The following is an 18,676-nucleotide window of genomic DNA, read 5'->3' as shown; positions in this document are numbered from 1 at the left end:
CGTATATCATTAAAAATGGCTGCGCTAATACAAGCACAGCCGAGTAATTAATTTTTATTTTTTTAAGTGTCTACTTGACTGGGTGATGTTCACAATTGGTTCCTGTTCTTTTGTTCCATCAATCGTAACACCATCAGGAATGATAAGGTTATCCATGATAATTGCTTTTCTGATTGTACATGCTTTGCCGATTACCGTCTTCGGATGAATGATTGCATCCTGAACGACAGCACCTTCACCTACCGTAACCTCGCTAAACAGCACTGAATGATCGACATGACCAAAGATAAATGATCCTGGACAGACAAGTGAGTTATCGATATTTGCATGAGTACCTACATATTGCGGTGGCAAGTTTTCTTCATGAGAATAGGTTGGCCATGACTTGCTGTTTAACAGCTCTTTTAAATCTTCTTCTAGTAGATCCATATTTGCTTCCCAATAGGACTGTATCGTACCTACGTCCTTCCAGTATCCTTCGAATCGATAAGTATAAAGAAGCTTGTTAGCATCCAGCATTTTTGGGATGATGTCGTTACCGAAATCATGTTCAGATTGCGTATCTTGTTCATCCGCGATTAAATACTCACGTAAAACTTTCCAGTTAAAGATATAGATTCCCATGGATGCAAGATTATTCTTTGGATGCTGTGGTTTTTCATCGAATTCATAAATCTTAAGATCCTCTTCAGTGTTCAGTATTCCAAAGCGACTTGCTTCTTCTATCGGCACTTCGATTACAGAGATCGTCGCATCTGCCTGCTTTTCTTTATGGAAATCGAGCATCTGCTGATAATCCATCTGATAAATATGATCACCAGAAAGAATCAGTAAATATTCCGGGTCATACTGATCGATAAAGTGGATGTTCTTTGTAATTGCATCTGCAGTGCCTTCAAACCACGAAGCACCTTCCTGATCAGCGAATGGGGCAAGTACACTCACTCCACCATCCTGCTTATCAAGAGACCACGGTTTACCTAATCCAATATGGCGATTCAACATTAGCGGTGCGTACTGAACAAGGACTCCTACCGTTGATATATTAGAATTTGATAAATTACTTAATGTAAAATCAATGATGCGATACTTTCCACCAAAAGGCACTGCTGGCTTTGCAATATTTTTTGTCAGCTGACCTAATCGCGTTCCCTTTCCACCTGCAAGTAACATTCCAACAACTTCATTTGACATGATATCCCCTACCTCATCCATATTTTTGTACTAACTATGATGTTTCTTTCTTTCTTTAACTTTTTTATATATTACAAATCCAAGCGGTGGTATTTTCCCTTTTATCGCATGTTTGAAACCGTTAACTTCTAATAATTCAGAAAAAAGATACTTACTAATCGTCTGATTAGATCCACCATATTCCTTTTTATCTGAATTGAAATATTCTTTATATTTACCAGGATGATCAACTGCAACTGTAAAGTCATAATAGACATTCGGCGAGAAATTAAGCACGATGACTAAAGTATTCCCCTTACGATCTGTACGCATATAACTTGCGATGTTCTGCTGGTTGTTATCTGCGTCAATCCATCTGAAACCTTGTGTTTCATAGTCAAGTTCAAATAATGGCTTTTCTTTCAAATATAACTTGTTCATATCACGAACAAAATCCTGAAGTTCTTTATGATACGGATAGTTAAGCAAAAACCAATCTACCTGCTCCTTATCTTTCCATTCAGCATACATGCCAATCTCGCTACCCATAAAGTTAAGCTTCTTACCCGGCTGAGTCATTTGATAGCCATACAGTAAGCGATACTGTGCGAACTTCCGCCATTGATCCCCCGGCATTTTATCCAGCATACTAAGTTTTCCGTGAACAACTTCATCATGCGAGAACGGCAGAATAAAGTTTTCGTCATAGCGATAGACAAGCGGAAAGTTTAAATATTTGTGGTAATGTTGTCTCATAATAGGGTCGAGCTCCATATAATCAAGCGTGTCATGCATAAATCCAAGATCCCACTTAAAGTTAAACCCAAGGCCGCCAGAAGCAACCGGTGCTGTGACATTCTTCATATCTGATGAATCCTCTGCAATCATTAACGTATGTGGATAGTGCCTGAACACTTCAGTGTTCAGCTTCTGTAAAAACGCAACCGCTTCTTTATGAATGGTTGTACCATCCTCATTAAAAATTCTCTCATGCACTTTATGATTCTCAAAGTTAAGGTCAGTCATCGAATGCACTGCATCCACACGTAAACCATCGATATGATATTCATCGAGCCAAAACAGTGCATTCGACACGAGGAAACTCTGGACTTCTGTTCGACCAAAATCAAATGTCAGTGTCCCCCATCCACGCTTCTCTGCACGATACATATCCGGATGTTCAAATAACGGAGTCCCATCAAACATTCTAAGACCATGCGCATCCTTACAAAAATGAGCCGGTACCCAGTCCAATATCACTCCAATCTGGTGCTGATGACATTGATCGATAAAATATTTGAAATCCTGCGGTGTACCAAATCGGCTTGTAGGTGCAAAGTAACCGGTTACTTGATAACCCCAGGACAAATCGAAAGGATGTTCGGTAATTGGCATCAATTCAATATGTGTATAGCCCATCCTCTTCACATACGGGATTAAAGACTCCGCCATTTCTCTATATGTATAGTACGAACGATCTGTAAACGCATCGATGGATTCTCCTTCGTAGCGCTCAACATTATGTTTTTTCCACGTTCCCAGATGAACCTCATAAATATTGATTGGTTGATTATAAGGGGCAGTCTTCTTCTTCTGCCAAGCCTCATCCGACCATTGATAGGAGATATCCGTGACAATCGATGCAGTTGCAGGCCGTTTCTCAGCATAGAATGCGTAAGGATCCGCCTTGAATAGTTGTTCACCCTGCTTAGTTTCGATTAAATATTTATAGGCTGAACCGACATCTACATTAAATGTACCTGTAAACAATCCACTATCCGGTACTTTCTCAAGTTCGCATCCATCACCCGTCCATTGATTCGCGTCTAGCGCAATACTTACCTTACGCGCATTTGGGGCCCATACAGTAAATGTTGTCTCACCTTTCTCCTTGTTGAAATGAGCACCCATAAACTGCTGGGATGCATAATGCGTCCCTTGATGAAATAAAAATCGATCTAGTTCAGTTACCATTTCATCCCTCCGTCATATTGCTTATTTTCAGTATAATTGAAAAATGTGAACATTATATTAATTTAACATTATTTAATTATATGTTTCTCTATATTATACCCTTTAAACGAATAAAATTGCCTATATTCAAAATATTTTTACTTTTATATTTTCTATATTACACGTTATAATATTAGATGAGTAGGAGGTTTTACGATTGCAAGCTTATATTGATGATTTTAATCTCATAACCGTTCAATCAAATGTAAAATTAAATGGAAGTTTTGAAATTGATAATGATGGGATCTTCAAACTTGAATTGATAAAACAATTTAAACGTGAAAATAATTACTACTATAGATTGAAGATGTCACACCCTATACACCTATCTCAAACAGATCATATATTATATGACAGGCAAGAAATTCCATTATTCATCGGTGATATCACGAGGACTTCAAATTTTGAATCAGTATTTAGCGCACTGGATGAAACGCTTGGTGCAACAATCGAAGATAATAAGACGACCTTCTCTGTATGGTCACCAGTTGCACAGTCTATAAACGTCGTAACAGATGAACGTACGTATGAAATGACGCGTAAGGACAACGGTACTTATACCGTTGTCGTTGATAATGATCTCCATGGTATTTCCTATCAGTACGAAGTCATGATCAATAACAAGAGAATAAGGGTGAACGATCCCTACGCTAAAGGATTAACTGTCAATAGTACGAAAAGCGTTGTCATCGATATGAATCAAGTGCAGGACTTTCCTTCTCAATTTCCAGAAATAGAACGTAATGATGTCATTATTTATGAAGTTCACACAAGAGACTTCTCGATGCATCCGAATAGCGGTATACAGCATAAAGGTAAATTATTAGGGTTAATCGAAGAAGGAACTTCAACGCATACAGGGCATACTACTGGCTTTGATTATATAAAATCATTAGGCATCAGCCATATCGAATTATTACCTGTAAACGATTTCGCTCGTGTTGATGATATTGATTTCATGTCCAATTACAACTGGGGATATGATCCGGAATTCTATCAGACGATTGATGGCAGTTATTCTACAGACGCGATGCATCCCGTGAGACGAATCGAAGAATTAAAGATGGTAGTACAGAAGTATCACGAAGCAGGTATGGGTGTTATTTTAGATGTTGTCTTTAATCATGTATATAAGATGGAGACTTCTCCATTTGAACAGCTCGTGCCAGGATATTATTTTCGCTATCATAAAGATCGTACATTAAGCAATGGCACCGGGGTTGGAAACGATATTAAGACTGAACGCGTCATGATGCGTAAATACATATTGGATACATTAGAATTTTATATCGATACATTTAAAATTGACGGCTTCCGTTTTGATCTGATGGGCGTTATTGATATTGAGACGATGCAGCATATCGAAAGATTAATCCAAAGTAAGAATAAATATGGATTCATCCTAGGTGAAGGCTGGAATCTGTATAGTGCAATGCCGGATGCTATGAAGACGATTCATGAGAATATTGATCAAGTTCCTGACGTCCATTTTTTTAACGATTTCTTTAGAGACACTTTAAAAGGGAACAATTTCGACCTTAAGGATCGAGGCTATTTCAACGGAAAAGGGAGATACTATGAAAGGATGTTCACACTCTTCACAGGACAGACAGGCATCCCAGCCAAGCAGTCGATCAACTATGCAGAAGTACATGATAACCATACATTATTCGACCGCATCAACTATACGACTCATGCCGATATGTATTTGCAGCATAAGATCCATCAGATGATTACAATCTTCACCATTCTGTCACTGGGAACTCCTTTCATCCATGCCGGACAAGAGTTTTTCAGGACAAAATATGGGCATGGTAATACATACAACTTGAGTGATTTCATCAATAGAATCGACTGGAACAGAAGAATCAAATATGACAAAGAACTTGATGTCATCAAACAAGCGCTAAAAATAAAACGTACTTATGAAATATTTAAAACTCAGACCTTTGAAAATAAGTCAAAACGTATCATACAGCTTAACATTGACCAGCCTTTATTCGGGGTATTACTTTTCGATAGAAGACATGAGTTTATACTTCTTTTTAATCCTACAGCGATTAATTATGGTTTACCTTTACCAAGAACAGGTCGATATAAAGTAGTACTGACGAATGAAAGCACTCAACAGAAGTTCGTCCAGTCACAAGTGACATTAAAGCCGTACCAATGTCTGCTAATGAAAAAAGAATTTTAAATAAATTATCGGCAAATCAGTGGTCGGCATATATAATTCATGATTTAATGAAGTTAATCTATATAAGGAGATGGCAATTTTGAAAAATCAAAGTACTTGGGAATCACATATCGATGAAAGTTTAATCAGTATTGAAGCTTATAAAAATTTATCTGAACAGGATAAGCAAGAAGGTTATATAGGTAATCTATCTTTTGGTACAGCTGGTATTCGAGGTAAGATTGGACTTGGACCAAACCGTCTGAATAAATACACGGTGCAGAAAGTAGCAACAGGTCTTGCACAGTATCTTATTGAGCTTAAAGCTGAACCGAGTGTAGTTATCGCATATGATACAAGACATTTCTCACCTGAATTCTGTGATGCAATTGCTGAAGTATTAGGTCACCATAATGTTAAGACATATATCTTCGACAGATATCATACGACACCTGAATTATCTTTTGCTGTGCGTCATCTAAAGACCGATGCAGGCGTAATGATAACTGCCAGCCATAATCCACCTGAATATAATGGAATTAAGATCTATGGTCCGGATGGCGGACAGCTGGCGCTTGAAGCTTCACAAAAGGTAAGTGCCTTTATCGATGATATTGATGATGTATTTGCACTTAACTCTACAAGTAAAGCTGAACTGCTAGCACAAAGCAAGGTTGAATATTTAGATGATAGCATAATCAATGCTTATAAATCAGAAGTTATTTCACTCGTCGAAGATATTCCAGCATCTGATCTCAAAGTCGTTTTTACAAGTTTGCATGGTACAAGTGTACCGATCATACCTGAACTATTAGATGCACTTAACTTTACACAATATGAAGTGGTTAAGGAACAGGCGATTCCAGATGGCGATTTTACATCTGTAAAATCTGCGAATCCTGAAGACCATGAAGCATTTGATCTGGCTGTCAATTACGCGAAAGCCTCAAATGCAGACCTTCTGATTGCCACAGACCCGGATGCGGATCGTATGGGAATTGTTGCACATGTAGATGGCAAATTTCATTATTTCAATGGGAATCAAATAGGCGCTTTACTCCTCCACTATCGTATTCAGTCTACTAAAACAATTGAAAATCGTGCTGCAGTAAAATCCATAGTAACGAGTGAACTTGGCCGCAAGATCGCTGAAGCAAACAATGTAAAAATGTTTGACGTCTTAACAGGTTTTAAATTTATAGCAGAGAAGATTGCTCAATTTGAATCTTCTTTAGCGTATAACTATATATTTGGTTATGAGGAAAGCTACGGTTATATGGCCGGTCCATTTGTACGTGATAAAGATGCTGTTCAAATCGTCCCGCTCATTATCAAACTGGCAAGTGAGCTCAAGAATGAACAGCGTACGATTGTAGATCAGATGAATGACATTTATTCTAAATATGGTCATTACCAAGAGAAATTATTCTCCCACACCTTTGAAGGCCAAGAAGGCAAAGCACATATCGAAAAGATAATGCATGATACCCGTGCTCAATTCCCTTCTGAAATAGCAGGTCAAAAAGTTATCCGTGTTGATGATTATCTTGCACAGACTTCCTATGCTGATGGTTCTGAATCAAAGATTGATCTCCCGAAAGCTGATGTGCTAAAGTTTCATTTTGAGAATGGATGGATTGCACTACGACCATCAGGTACTGAGCCGAAAATCAAGCTCTACATATCAATGATTACAGATGATATCGCATCACTTGCAGAAGAAATGAACCAGGCTTTCTTCAATTAACTACTAAATAAGCACTTGAAACCTTGAAGGTTTCAAGTGCTTATTTAGTACTTTACACAGAAGGAACAAACTTAAAGAAGTTCAGCCAAGGCATGTCTTTAGTAATGTAAATATAGCTCACCATAATGATGATATATAGAATATGCAACGGGAAGACATCAATCTCTATCTTGTTCATCTCCTTATATGTAAAGAACAGTTTGATCGGCACTGTCATAATAATTAAAAATCTTATCGTATAGATGATCATGACGAATTCTGGGCGCAGATATACACAAAGCAGCTCGATAAGCATAAAGAAATTGTACAGCGTATAGTAGCTGATCGTATCTACAAATACTTTATAGAAGTTGTTACTCCGATTTAAAGCAAGCATCTGAATTAAATACGTCATTAAAATAGCGATTAAAGCAAACGTACCCCCGCTGATTACATAATTAATGCCTTCCAGGTTATTAAACGTACGTAGATGAAATGCACCAAGCAGATAGAGCATACACAAGAAGATGCAGTAGTTACTAACCGCAAAATAAAAATATTTACTACTTTTGCTGTTATCTATTATTTTATTCGGCATGACAAATGAGCGATAAGCATAGTTCAAGAAAGAATCGATATGGTAATCAAATTCTTTAATCGGTTGCTTTACTTGTGCGATTAACTTTTTTCTTTTGCTGGTCTTCATATGCTGCCAGTCCAATGAATCATTGACAACATTCTTTTTATCGTCATCTTCTTTAATAAACTTATTAATGTGGTCCCATTTGCCCATTTTCTCACCTCAAAAAAATAAAACTGTTTAATGATAGTATACATTAAACAGTTTCTTTTTGCTTATAAGTTATCACGCCAGTTAATTAATCCTTCAATATCACTTTGTTCAATCTTTCCTGTCTCACTTGCAACCTCAACGAGACTATCGAAATCAGAAAGCGTATAGTATGGATATCCAGCTTGTGCTAATCTTTCTTTCCCTTTGCTTAATCCGTATGTAAATATTGCAACGATGCCTAATACATCCGCACCATGCGCTTGTAATGCATCCGCTGCTTCAATCGCTGATCCCCCAGTAGATATTAAATCTTCTACGACAACAACCTTCTGCCCTTCTAATACACGGCCTTCAATTTGATTTCCTTTACCGTGTTTTTTGCTTGATGAACGCACGTAACTCATCGGGAGATTCATCTTCTGAGATGTAAATGCAGCGTGTGGAATACCTGCTGTAGCAGTTCCTGCTAACACTTCCGCATTACTGAAATGTGTTTCAATCAATGACTTTAAACCTTCAGCAATCTGGTCACGAACTTCCGGATAGCTCATCGTTAAACGGTTATCACAATAAATCGGGCTTTTAATACCAGAAGACCATGTAAACATATCATTCGGCTGTAGTGATACTGCTTCAATTTCAAGTAATGCTTTTGCGATTTCTTTATTTAACATTTGATTCCCACGCTTTCTTAATTTGTCTATATTTTTCTACTGGATTTGCGTCATTAGTAATTGAACGTCCTACAACGATATGCGTTGAACCATTTTCTGCGGCAGATTCAGGCGTCGCCACACGTACCTGATCACCTTTATCATCTGTAAGTGTACGAATACCAGGTGTCACTTTCAGGAATGATGCCCCTAATGCGTCTCTGATCATTGCACTTTCGTTCGCTGAACACACGACACCGTCAAGACCAGACTTCTGTGCTAACGTTGCATAGCTTAAAATACTGTCATTAATGGAAGACTGAATGTTCTGCTCCTGCTGCATCATGAGTTCTGAAGTACTTGTCAGCTGTGTTACTGCAATGAGTGACGCGGTGCTCCCACTATCACGTAACCCTTCCAGTGCACGCTGCATCATGATGGAACCTCCTGCTGCATGTACATTTACCATCTGAATATCAAGTTTTCCTAAACCTTTCATTGCCTGACCAACTGTATTCGGAATATCATGTAACTTTAAGTCCAGAAAGATCTCATGACCTTGATTACGAATTTCTTTAATGATATCCGGGCCATTCTGTAAATAAAGTTCCATCCCTACTTTAACAAATAACGATTCTTCAAAAGGACTTAAAAAGTTTCTGACTGCATCCATATCTTTAAAATCTAATGCAATAATCGGTTTACTCATTTAACTGCCTCCTGTGTGCGACCTTTTAATTCATGAATATGATGAACGCCTAATTTATCCAGAAGGCCTGGTAATGCATCAATGATATCTTTACAAACTGTAGGATTCTGAAAGTTAGCCGTACCTACGGCAACAGCATCTGCACCAACTGAAATATAGTCGATAACGTCCTGTGCTTCTGTAACGCCACCCATAGCAATAATCGGAATATTCGGCAATGCGCGACGCACTTCATAAACCATACGCATCGCAACAGGCTTCACAGCAGGCCCACTTAACCCACCGATAATGTTTGAGATAATCGGAGTCCCTGTTTTTTCATTAACCCTTAGTCCAACCAACGTGTTAATCATCGTAATACCATCTGCATATTCAGCAACTGCTTTCGCCATATCTACAATATTAGTCACGTTAGGAGAAAGCTTGACGTATACAGGGACACTTGAGACTGCTTTAACTTTACGCGTTAATTCCTTCGCAGTGTCAGGGTCTGTTCCAAACTGAATACCGCCTTCCTTAACGTTCGGACATGAAATATTAAGTTCCAGTGCACACACATTCGGAGCCTTTGAAATCTTCTCTGCAACTTCAACGTAATCTTCAACTTTAGAGCCTGCAACATTTGCGATGATGGGTGTTTCAAATTGTTCCAGCCATTTCAATTCATGCTGAATAATATGATCGACACCCGGATTCTGCAATCCTATCGCATTGATCATACCACTTGATGTTTCTGCAACACGCGGCGTCGGATTACCGAATCTGCGTTCAGGTGTCGCAGCTTTAATCATTATTGCACCGAGTTCATTTAAGTCCATAAACTGGGCATACTCCTTACCGAAAGCAAAACAACCACTTGCAGGCATTACTGGATTTTTTAATTTTAAACCTGGCAATTCAACATTTAATCTCATAGTGCCAGCGCCCCTTTCTCAAATACTGGGCCATCCGTACAAATCTTCACGTAGCCATCTTCATTATCCGCTTCACATACACATGCATAACATGCCCCGATACCGCATCCCATACGCTCTTCTAATGAAACATATCCAGGCGTGTTCGGTAGAGTTTCCTGAATCGCCTTAATCATGACGATCGGACCGCATGTGTAGAACGTATCATAGTCGACCGGTATCGCATTTACAACGTCTGTTACAAAGCCTTTCGTACCATAAGTCCCATCAACTGTCGCAACATGCGTCGTACCAAGCGCTTCAAACTGTTTAATATAAAACATATCTTCAGCCGACTGAAAGCCGAGCACGTGGATAGTTTTAATACCACGTGCATTGAGTTGCTTAGATAATTCATATAATGGTGGTACACCGATACCTCCACCGATGAGTAATGCTGTTTTCTGTGCAGCTTCCACCGGAAAACCATTACCAAGAGGAGCTAATATATCTACTGTATCTCCTGATTTCAGTTGTGATAAGTGCGTTGTACCTTTTCCTTCAGCACGATATAAACACGTTAAAGTCTGTGCTTGTTGATCTACTGAGCAGATAGAAATTGGACGTCTCAGCATAAACTCTGAACTATTGCCAACACGCATATGCACAAATTGTCCCGGCTTTGTCATATTTTTTGTAATGCCACCTTGTAAAACGATTTCATATATATTTCTTGCGATACTTGTTTGTTTAACGACTCGCATCTCTTCCTGCATCAATAGACCCCCTACATTTGATTCATATTAAATGTCATGCTTTCAATGACTTCAAGTAATGCTCGTGCTGTATCAAGAGATGTTAGACATGGTACACCGTTATCAACTGAATCACGACGAATCTGGAAGCCATCACGTTCAATTTGTTTCCCTTTCGTCATTGTATTGATGACGATCTGGACATGTCCGTCACGAATAACATCAAGTAAGTTAAATTCGTTACCAATCTTACTCACTTCAACAACCGGAATATCATTTTCTTTAAGCAGCTTCGCTGTACCACTCGTAGCCATAATGCGATAACCTACTTCATGGAAACGTTTTGCAAGCCCTAATGCTTCTGCTTTATCTTTATCAGCAACTGTAATAAGCACAGTTCCATGATCCTTAACTTGAAGTCCACTTGCAACCAGCCCTTTATATAGTGCTTTTTCTAACGTAATATCTTTACCCATCACTTCACCTGTAGATTTCATCTCAGGTCCGAGTGTAATGTCAACGTTTTTAAGTTTAGAGAAGCTGAAGACCGGCGCTTTGACATAAACACCTTCCTTGTAAGGAACGAGTCCGTCTTTGTAACCTTTAGAAATTAACGATTCACCTAAAATTGCTTTCATCGCTAAGTTTGCCATCGGTACGTCAGTAATCTTACTTAAGAATGGTACCGTACGGCTCGCGCGTGGGTTTACTTCAAGTACGAATACTTCATCATTACTAATAACATATTGAATGTTCAGTAATCCTTTAATCTCTAACCCATGTGCTAAACGCTTCGTATAGTCTTCCAGCGTCGCAATTTGCTTTTCAGTTAATGTTTGCGGTGGATATACCGCAATCGAGTCACCAGAGTGAACACCTGCGCGCTCGATATGTTCCATAATACCTGGAATAACGACCGTCTCACCGTCACAAATCGCATCGACTTCAATTTCTTTACCTGTTAAATATCTATCAATTAATACAGGATGCTCAGGACTCGCTTTAACAGCTTGCGTCATATAATTGATCAGTTCTTCTTCGTTATAAACAATTTCCATCGCACGTCCACCGAGTACATATGAAGGACGCACAAGGACAGGATAGCCGATAAAGTCTGCATTTGCTACTGCTTCTTTAACAGAAGTTGCAGTTTTCCCCAGAGGTTGCGGGATTTCAATTCTCTGCATTAACGCTTCAAATTCTTTACGGTCTTCGGCACGATCTAAATTTTCTAAAGATGTCCCTAATACTTTCACACCATATTTCGTTAATTTTTCAGCTAAGTTAATTGCTGTCTGTCCACCAAACTGAACCACAACGCCTTCTGGCTGCTCTAGGTTAATGATGTTCATCACATCTTCTTCCGTTAAAGGTTCGAAGTATAGTTTATCTGAAATAGAGAAGTCTGTTGACACTGTTTCAGGGTTATTGTTAATGATAATTGCTTCATAACCTGCTTCACGAATTGCCCATACGGCATGCACAGTTGCATAGTCAAACTCTACCCCTTGACCGATACGGATTGGTCCAGATCCAAGCACAACAACTTTCTTCTTATCAGAACGAATAGATTCATTTTCCGTTTCATACGTTCCATAGAAGTAAGGCGTATTCGATTCAAATTCAGATGCACATGTATCTACCATTTTGTATACAGGTAAAATATGATTTTCATGACGGATATCATAGATTTCTTTTTCTGTCATATTCCAGCGATGAGCTATCACTTTATCACTGAATCCGTATTTCTTAGCCCAGATTAAGTGATCGATATCACCGACATTGTCCTTTAGGTCATGCTCGATATCAATGATATGCTGGAACTTATTTAAGAAGAAACAATCAATTTGTGTCATCTCATGAATCTCTTCTAGAGTCACACCTCGACGGATTGCTTCACCGATGAAGAAGAGACGTTCATCATCTTGTTCACCGATTCGCTGTTTAATGAAATCAAGTTCAAAGGCTTCACCGTTTGGTAATCCAAGGTGATGTACACCGTACTCTAACGAACGAATTGCTTTAAGCAATGATTCTTCATATGTTCGTCCGATCGCCATAACTTCACCAGTTGCTTTCATCTGCGTACCTAGCACACGTTCACCTTTTTCAAATTTATCGAATGGGAAACGCGGAATCTTAGATACAACGTAATCAAGTGCCGGTTCAAATGCAGCATAGCTTGTACCTGTTACAGGGTTCATCATTTCATCAAGCGTTAACCCTACAGCGATCTTCGCGGCAAGTTTCGCAATCGGGTAACCTGTAGCTTTAGATGCAAGTGCTGACGAACGTGATACACGTGGATTTACTTCTATAATGTAGTAATTGAATGAATGCGGATCCAGCGCTAACTGTACGTTACATCCACCTTCTATCCCTAATGCACGGATAATCTTCAGCGATACGTCACGTAACATATGATATTCTTTGTCTGTCAACGTCTGACTCGGTGCGACAACAATTGAATCTCCTGTATGAATTCCAACTGGATCGATATTCTCCATATTACATACAACGATGGCATTATCATTTGAATCACGCATCACTTCGTATTCAATCTCTTTATAACCTGCTATGGATTTCTCAATCAAACATTGTGTCACAGGTGAATATTTCAGACCATTTGTCACGATTTCAACGAGTTCTTTTTCATCGTGACAGATACCGCCTCCTGTTCCCCCCATCGTGAATGCTGGACGAACGATTACCGGATAACCGATACTTGTCGCAAAATCAATCGCCTGTTGAACCGTATTAACGATATCACTTTCAGGGACAGGTTCATTCAGTTCATTCATTAAGTTACGGAATAAATCTCTGTCTTCCGCTTGTTCTATAGAAGACAATTTCGTTCCAAGCAGCGTAACATTATTTTCTTCCAGAATTCCTGCTTCATGCAGCTGAACCGCCATGTTTAATCCTGTCTGTCCACCAAGTGTCGGCAGTAATGCATCTGGCTGCTCTTTACGAATAATACGTGAGACAAAGTCTAACGTTAATGGTTCGATATAAACTTTATCTGCAATTTCAGTATCCGTCATTATCGTTGCAGGGTTTGAATTCACTAATATTACTTTATATCCTTCTTCTCTTAATGCCAGACATGCTTGAGTACCTGCATAGTCAAACTCTGCAGCTTGTCCAATAATAATTGGACCTGAACCGATTACGAGAATTGTTTTAATATCATTACGTTTAGGCATTTGTGACACGCTCCTTATTTTCTTTCATTAAGTCGATAAACTGATCAAATAAATAGTTTGGATCATGAGGACCTGGTGACGCTTCCGGATGATACTGCACCGAGAATGCAGGTAATGATTTATGCTTCAGCCCTTCTACTGTTCCATCGTTTAAAGCTGTATGTGTAATTTCAAGGTCTGTGTTTCTGATCGATTCCGGATCCACTGCGTAACCATGATTCTGAGATGTGATTTCAATCTTACCTGTTGCTAAGTTTTTCACTGGATGGTTTGCTCCGCGATGTCCAAACTTCATCTTGAATGTCGTTGCACCACTTGCGAGTGCGAATAGCTGATGACCTAGACATATACCAAAGAACGGTACTTTTCCTAATATTCCTTTTATCATTTCGATTCCTTCAGTTACAACTTCTGGATTCCCTGGTCCATTGGATAACATCACACCGTCCGGTCTCAGCCTGATAATCTCCTCAGCTGTTGTCGTATATGGCATTACTGTTACGTCACAGCCACGTGAGTTCAGTTCACGGACAATGTTTTCTTTCTTACCGAAGTCGATAAGCACGACACGCAGATCGTTACCTGTAGACACATATGCACTCTTCGTTGATACTTGTGCGACTTCATCTGTAGGTAGCGTTTCTTCTTTTAAACGTTCAATTGTTGCATCAATATCCTTTTCATCATTGATAAGGGCTGCTTTCAATACGCCGTGCTGACGAATTATACGTGTTAATTTTCTAGTATCTACACCGTCGATCCCCGGAACGTCATAGCTTTTTAACGTTTCATCGAGTGTCGCCATATTGCGAAAGTTACTCGGCAAATCACATGCTTCACGAACAACCATACCTTTAAGAGAAGGGTTTAACGTTTCGAAGTCATCACGGTTAATCCCGTAGTTTCCGATCAACGGATAAGTGAATGTAATGATTTGTCCTGTATATGACGGATCAGATAATGTCTCCTGATAACCTGTCATCGCAGTATTAAATACGATTTCCCCTACTACCTCTTTGTCACTTCCAAATCTATATCCTTTAAATGTAGTGCCGTCTTCTAATACAAGATATCTTTGTTTACGCATGTTGCCCCTCCTGATAAGCGATTTGTCCTTCCACAAGTGTTAGTTTCACATTGCCGTAGACATGTTCTCCAATAAATGGTGTATTACTTGATTTTGATAAGAAGTCTTCTGATTTAATTTCATATTTCTCGTCCAGATCAATAACTGCGATATCTGCGATACTGCCAACTTCTAAAGATTTTCCGTATGGCAATCCAAATACTTGTCCTGGTTTTAGTGCTAAATAATCAATAAGCTGACCTAATGTCCAATCCCCATTTTTAACGAATCTTGTGTACAGCAACGGAAATGCTGTTTCACTGCCAACAATACCGAACGGTGCTTTTGTCATCGGTTGATTCTTCTCATCTGCGGTATGAGGTGCATGGTCTGTTGCGATAAAGTCGATTGTGCCATCAAGTAATGCTTCTATTAAAGCCTGATGATCTTCCTCACTACGAAGCGGTGGATTCATCTTAAGAATCGCATCATCTTCTGTAATTGCAGTTTCATTTAACAACAGATGGTGTGGCGTCACTTCTGCCGTCACCTTAATACCTGCACGTTTTGCATCACGTATGACACGCACACTTTCTTTACTCGATACGTGGCACACATGATAGTGACAATCCGCTGCTTCAGCTAACAGTACATCTCGAGCAATCTGTACAGCTTCACAGATTGAAGGAATACCAGGGATATTAAGGGCTTTTGATACTTTCCCTTCATGCATTGCACCACCGTAAATGAGTGAATTATCTTCACAGTGGGCGACAATCGCCATATTAAGTTGTGCAGCCTGCTGCATCGCTTCATACATGATGGATGCTGTCTGTACACCGACACCATCATCTGTAAAAGCAAATGCACCGTGTTCTTTTAGCGCCTTGAAATCGACTAAGTCTTTTCCAAGTTGTCTTTCGGTGATAGATGCGTACGGTAACACACGCACTTTCGCATGCTGTTTAATCGATTGATTTAATGCCTCAATATGTTCCACACTGTCAGGAACTGGTCGTGTATTCGGCATCGGACATACTGTTGTGAATCCACCGCGTGCTGCTGCACGTGTGCCACTTTCAATCGTCTCCTTATGTTCACCACCAGGTTCACGTAGATGGACGTGTACATCAACAAATCCTTGTGTTACAAACTTACCATCAAGTTCAATAATCTCTGAATTATAGACGTTTAACTTTTCACCCATCTCTACTATTTTCCCGTCTTCTATTCGAATATCCTTTGAAACAAGTTCATCATTAACTAATACTTTTCCGCCTCTTAATAAAGTTGACATATTCAACACTCCTATCGATTATTTTCAATGACTTGACTTAAAATACTCATACGTGTGTAGACACCGTTTTCCATCTGCTTAAAAATACGTGACTTCGGCGCTTCGACAAGCTCACTATCAATCTCGACATCACGATTCACCGGGGCCGGGTGTAATATGATAGCTTCCTCTTTCAACCTATCATACCTTTCTCTTGTTAACCCATACATCCTGTTATAGTTGACTCGAGAAAAGTTTGCAGCATCTTCATCATGACGTTCATGCTGCACACGTAGCAGCATACAGACATCAACCTCTTCAATCGCATCATCAATACTGACATATTTAGCATCCAATGAATGATCCTGCCAAATTTCAGGTGCAACAAATTTAACTTGTGCTCCCAGGCTCGTCAGCGCATGATAATTACTTCTTGCTACCCGAGAATTTAAGATATCTCCACAGATGATTATCTTCAATCCTTCAAACTTCCCATATTCTTCATAGATGGTCATCAAATCCAGTAGACATTGTGTCGGATGCTGGCCACTGCCATCTCCTCCGTTGACTACCGGTATGTTAAGCTCGTGTAACTGCTCGTAATAGTTATTCTCAGGATGTCTGATTACCAGTACATCGCAACCGATACTCTCAAGCGTCTTACAAGTATCATACAGACTTTCACCTTTCGTTACACTTGAAGTACTCGTTTCAAACGGTATGACTTGAAGGGCGAGCTTTCTTTCAGCCATCTCGAATGAGCATTTTGTGCGCGTTGAGTTCTCAAAGAAGAGATTTGCCGTATAAATATTTTCATAGCGTTTTATTTCACCATTCTTAATCATTATTGCACGTTCAATCGTGTGCATAATTTCATCGTTAGATAGTTCAGTAATCGAATGCAGATGCTTCATTGTTCCACCCCTTAATAGTCTTCATGTACTTTTGATTCAGGCAATATCACATTAAGTAATATTCCAGCCAGTGCTGCGAGTGCCATACCTTCGATATTTAAGTTAATTTGACCGATACTGAAGTCAAGATGTGCTTTACCGATACCCAGCACTAATATGACTGAAGCAATCACTAAATTGCGTTTATCCCCAAAATCCACTTTGGATTCGACGAGCATCCTTAAGCCACTTGAAGCGATAATCCCGAATAATAATATTGAGACACCACCCATAACCGGTGTCGGAATACTTGATACGAGAGCTGTAAACTTACCTACAAATCCAAGAATCACAGCAAGCACCGCTGCTCCTCCGATAACCCATATACTATAGATACGTGTAATCGCAAGCACCCCGATGTTCTCACCATATGTCGTGCTCGGGGGTCCACCGATGATTGAAGCGAGCATCGTTGAAACACCGTCTCCAATTAAGCTGCGATGTAATCCCGGATCTTTAAAGAAGTTACGTCCAACAATCTTATTAATCACAACCTGGTGCCCGATGTGTTCACTCACTGTTACGAAGACGATCGGCAGCATAATAAGGACAAGCATCCAGTCAATGCTCGGTGTATAACTTACGAACGGAACATGTACATCTGGAAGCTGGAACCATTTTGCTTTTTGAATGCCGCTTAAATCTACGACACCAAGAACTATTGCTGTGATATATCCGACAATTATGCCAATGAGTACTGGAATGATTGACAGGAAGCCTCGAACGAGCACCGAGAAGATAATCACTGTAACGAGTGTTACGAATGCAATAAATAAATATTTAATGCTATATCCTTCCATTGTCCCACTATTTGTATACATCGCCATGTTGACAGCTACAGGTGCTAGTCCAAGTCCGATGACCATAATAACAGGTCCGACAACAACAGGTGGCAGTAATCTAAGCAGCCAGTTCACACCTACAAACTTGATGACTATTCCGATAATCACATACATCAGACCACTCATAAAAAGCGCCATCAACATTTCACCTAGACTATGTGTTTTTAATCCCACTATAATCGGTGTGATAAATGCAAAGCTTGAGCCAAGATATGCAGGAATCTTTCCTTTAGTAATCAATATATAGAGCAAAGTTCCTAACCCTGAAGCGATAAGCGCTGCTGATACAGGTAGCCCCGTCAGAAAAGGTACAAGTACAGTTGCACCAAACATTGCAAATAAGTGCTGAGAACTTAAGAGTAACCACTCACTTGCTTTCGGTTTCTCATGTACATCTAATATTGGTTCAACTGTTCGTTCATAAATTTCTTCGTTTGTCATA

Annotated in this window: 14 protein-coding genes; 2 read left to right on the top strand and 12 right to left on the bottom strand. The window is 39.4% G+C overall.

Features of this window, described 5'->3' with window-relative positions; genetic code table 11:
- Positions 1–54 precede the first annotated feature (54 nt).
- Both CD152_RS09270 and glgB read right to left on the bottom strand, forming a co-directional pair.
- The gene (locus CD152_RS09270; RefSeq protein ID WP_169926185.1) at positions 55–1,194 is read right to left on the bottom strand and encodes a glucose-1-phosphate adenylyltransferase; all 1,140 of its coding nucleotides are present in this window, start codon (positions 1,192–1,194) and stop codon (positions 55–57) included.
- Positions 1,195–1,224: 30 nt separating this feature from the next.
- Positions 1,225–3,147, bottom strand: a complete 1,923-nt coding sequence (glgB, locus tag CD152_RS09265) for a 1,4-alpha-glucan branching protein GlgB (protein WP_103214677.1) — start codon at positions 3,145–3,147, stop codon at positions 1,225–1,227.
- Between the two features lie 196 nt (positions 3,148–3,343).
- Between glgB and pulA the strand changes: the two genes are divergently transcribed.
- Positions 3,344–5,383 carry a type I pullulanase gene (pulA, locus tag CD152_RS09260; RefSeq protein ID WP_103214676.1) on the top strand — a complete coding sequence of 680 codons (2,040 nt, stop codon included), beginning with the start codon at positions 3,344–3,346 and terminating at the stop codon, positions 5,381–5,383.
- A 79-nt stretch (positions 5,384–5,462) separates the two neighbouring features.
- On the top strand, positions 5,463–7,109 hold the full coding sequence (locus CD152_RS09255; protein WP_232237482.1) for a phospho-sugar mutase: 1,647 nt from the start codon (positions 5,463–5,465) through the stop codon (positions 7,107–7,109).
- Between the two features lie 52 nt (positions 7,110–7,161).
- Here the strand turns inward: CD152_RS09255 and CD152_RS09250 are convergent, their stop codons facing one another.
- From CD152_RS09250 to CD152_RS09205, 10 genes are all read right to left on the bottom strand, one after another.
- Positions 7,162–7,881, bottom strand: a complete 720-nt coding sequence (locus CD152_RS09250; RefSeq protein WP_086038525.1) for a hypothetical protein — start codon at positions 7,879–7,881, stop codon at positions 7,162–7,164.
- Positions 7,882–7,943: 62 nt separating this feature from the next.
- Positions 7,944–8,555: an orotate phosphoribosyltransferase gene (gene pyrE, locus CD152_RS09245; protein WP_012656684.1), complete on the bottom strand. Its 612-nt coding sequence runs from the start codon at positions 8,553–8,555 to the stop codon at positions 7,944–7,946.
- Positions 8,545–9,243 (bottom strand): orotidine-5'-phosphate decarboxylase, encoded by a 699-nt coding sequence (gene pyrF / locus CD152_RS09240; RefSeq protein WP_086038524.1) that lies wholly within the window; start codon positions 9,241–9,243, stop codon positions 8,545–8,547. Before pyrF ends, pyrE begins: the two co-directional genes overlap by 11 nt.
- Positions 9,240–10,157 (bottom strand): dihydroorotate dehydrogenase, encoded by a 918-nt coding sequence (locus CD152_RS09235; protein WP_101140545.1) that lies wholly within the window; start codon positions 10,155–10,157, stop codon positions 9,240–9,242. Before CD152_RS09235 ends, pyrF begins: the two co-directional genes overlap by 4 nt.
- Positions 10,154–10,912, bottom strand: coding sequence for a dihydroorotate dehydrogenase electron transfer subunit (locus CD152_RS09230; protein ID WP_041635882.1), 759 nt, complete (start codon positions 10,910–10,912; stop codon positions 10,154–10,156). Before CD152_RS09230 ends, CD152_RS09235 begins: the two co-directional genes overlap by 4 nt.
- An 11-nt stretch (positions 10,913–10,923) precedes the next feature.
- Positions 10,924–14,097 carry a carbamoyl-phosphate synthase large subunit gene (gene carB / locus CD152_RS09225; RefSeq protein WP_101140544.1) on the bottom strand — a complete coding sequence of 1,058 codons (3,174 nt, stop codon included), beginning with the start codon at positions 14,095–14,097 and terminating at the stop codon, positions 10,924–10,926.
- Entirely contained in the window at positions 14,090–15,184 is a 1,095-nt protein-coding gene (gene carA, locus CD152_RS09220) for a glutamine-hydrolyzing carbamoyl-phosphate synthase small subunit (RefSeq protein ID WP_101140543.1), read from the bottom strand. Before carA ends, carB begins: the two co-directional genes overlap by 8 nt.
- On the bottom strand, positions 15,177–16,460 hold the full coding sequence (locus CD152_RS09215; RefSeq protein ID WP_101140542.1) for a dihydroorotase: 1,284 nt from the start codon (positions 16,458–16,460) through the stop codon (positions 15,177–15,179). The genes carA and CD152_RS09215 overlap by 8 nt, the downstream gene beginning before the upstream one ends.
- A gap of 11 nt (positions 16,461–16,471) precedes the next feature.
- Complete coding sequence (locus CD152_RS09210) at positions 16,472–17,353, bottom strand: aspartate carbamoyltransferase catalytic subunit (RefSeq protein WP_103214675.1); 882 nt, start codon at positions 17,351–17,353, stop codon at positions 16,472–16,474.
- 11 nt (positions 17,354–17,364) lie between these two features.
- A complete protein-coding gene (locus tag CD152_RS09205) occupies positions 17,365–18,675 on the bottom strand; it encodes a uracil-xanthine permease family protein (RefSeq protein ID WP_101140540.1) in 1,311 nt (436 codons plus the stop codon).
- Between the last annotated feature and the right edge of the window lies 1 nt (position 18,676).

Origin of the sequence: Macrococcoides caseolyticum, from assembly GCF_002902665.1 — a bacterium.
Lineage (GTDB): Bacteria > Bacillota > Bacilli > Staphylococcales > Staphylococcaceae > Macrococcoides > Macrococcoides caseolyticum.
The sequence above is the reverse complement of the archived record's forward strand: the minus strand, read 5'-3'. Positions and strand labels throughout refer to the sequence as shown.